Raw genomic sequence first — 2,170 nt, forward strand, 5'->3', positions numbered from 1 at the left:
ATCATCTTCTGGATGACGGCCTCTTTCATTTCTTTGGAGTAGCGAGCCATAACTGCCTCTTTTAATCATCTCTCCATTGAAGAGAGTCATGAGTCAAAAGAGGCGACATCTATCCTGACACAGGGGGGATTCGCACCTTCCCAAATTACTCTTTGTACTTGTGGTTTAATTAACTGTCATGAAGGCTCGGGTCATGAGTGCCTATCTCGTGTTTTCATTCTATAGGTAAGGTAGCATAACACTATGGTTGACTCTTTATGGAACAGGGCTGTAAACAAAATCTTATATCAATTATGCCTTCCTGTTATTATCATTTTAGGGGTTGCTAACGATACATACTCCCAGTCAGATGTGAGTCTCTCATCAGTATCCAACAGTGCGATCCTGGCAATCATGGTACCGATGATTTTGAATAAAATAAATAATCCCTCAATGGAAGAATTCCTGGTTGATCAGGGGCAGTCTCCGGTTTTTAGAGGAAAGTACTTTTATTCAGAAGATCAAACAAGTGGTTTGATAGAGCCAGAAACCGTGCCCACGGATGGCAATGGGCAGGCTGGTTTCAACTATGATACTTTGTTTAAGTTAGTGAGAGAGGCGTTGGGGGGCCTGGAACTCCGTGGATCAGCCGAACCGGATCCTGAATTAGTTGCTGAGGTGACGGGGGGGGCCTGGCTGAGTTATCAGTCTGCAATGGAAGCGGACGGAGAGGATACTCTGCAGCGAATACGACAAGATCGATGGCGGGTAATAATGGCTGATCTCTTCACGGAAAACCAGGGGGAAGCCCGCCGAACACGGTTATTGGAAGCGTTGTTGGAACTGTCAGGGGTTGATCTCAATTATCGCATTGATACGACACCGATTACCTCTTCAATGCGTCAGGTTTATGGTGTGGGTTACCAGGCACAAGGTCGGTTGGCGGTTGGTTTAGCGAATAATGGTGTCGGACAAGAGGCGGATGACGGCAGGCCTTCATCTTATGATGACCTCCGTCGGAAGGCTGAAGCAGGTCCCACTTTCAATGCGCTGCCAACGAATGGCGATGGTCAAACGCAGACAATGGCTTCTGGAAGCCAGGGGGATAGCACTTCCGAAAAAAGGGGGGGGAACTCGCTGGAGGAAGGCTCTGTGGGGGGAAATGACAAGGCCGGTAGTGGCTCTGAGGATCCGGGGGGAGGAGGTTGGAAACAAGGTATTTGTAAGCAGTGTAATAAATTTGCCAGAGATCTGTATAGAGACCTTTGTTACCGTTGTTTTGTTGAAAACCTTGACTCGAATCCAGATCATGAGGTTGCCGAGGTAACTGGAAAAACTGCTCTATTCGAAGACTGTCCATACGTAGTGAAGGGCTTATTTAATACAGAAGTGGGTGACTATTTTTTATATTTTGTTGTTGATGAAGATGATCATCATATCAAAATGATTCGTGTAAAAACATCGTCCTCTTTCATTAGTCGTTTTTTGTTATCAGATAGGATATTGGAGTTTAAAGAAAGGAGGTATAGTATTTTTCGACCAGTAAATGGGTTTTTTGATGGAAGGCACCTATCGTTGAGTGCCGCAATTCTGTCTTCTTTGATATTTGATAAAGAAGATGTCCATGATGGAAAAGTGGAAGAGTGGTTGGGGGAAAAATGGAATGGCGGATTTGAAAGCTGTCGTGAATTTGTTGGTATTATGGCTTCGTCGGATTATTTGATTAATGGGGATGAGTCCGATAAGAAGCAGTCAGTAAAGGCTTATATGCATGAATATCTTTGTGATAAGTTTGTGGATCTAAAACTGTATAGTGATATTGATGGAATGGTTGATATTTATTCTTGGCTAAAAGATATAGGAGGTATTGAATGTATTTTAAATTGTTCTTGTATGCCGGACGATAGGTTTGATATGGTATTAAAACGGTATATTTATAACTGGGTTTTAAGAGAAGGACTCACTAAAGAACTAGGGAAGGTGCGAACAACCCCAGCTATTTGATAAATTCATCTTTTGGGATCGCAAAAGCAGCCTAGCCCCTGCAATTTTTGGTGGATAATCTGTAGTAGTTCAGACCTGATCTGACAGTCACCGATTTTTCAGAGGGTGTCTGTCAGGTCAAATTCAGGCTACAAATTTTTCCTTCCAGATCTCTTTGCCATCTATCAGAGTTTCCATTGGCGTTCTT

1 protein-coding gene is annotated in these 2,170 nt (G+C 43.4%); it reads left to right on the forward strand.

Annotated features, from left to right (window positions below; all coding sequences use genetic code 11):
- Window positions 1-243: 243 nt before the first annotated feature.
- Window positions 244-1,983 carry a hypothetical protein gene (locus tag ACNRUY_RS26300; protein ID WP_488114629.1) on the forward strand — a complete coding sequence of 580 codons (1,740 nt, stop codon included), beginning with the start codon at window positions 244-246 and terminating at the stop codon, window positions 1,981-1,983.
- The last annotated feature ends 187 nt before the right edge of the window (window positions 1,984-2,170 follow it).

It is taken from the genome of Endozoicomonas sp. Z74 (assembly GCF_057680865.1).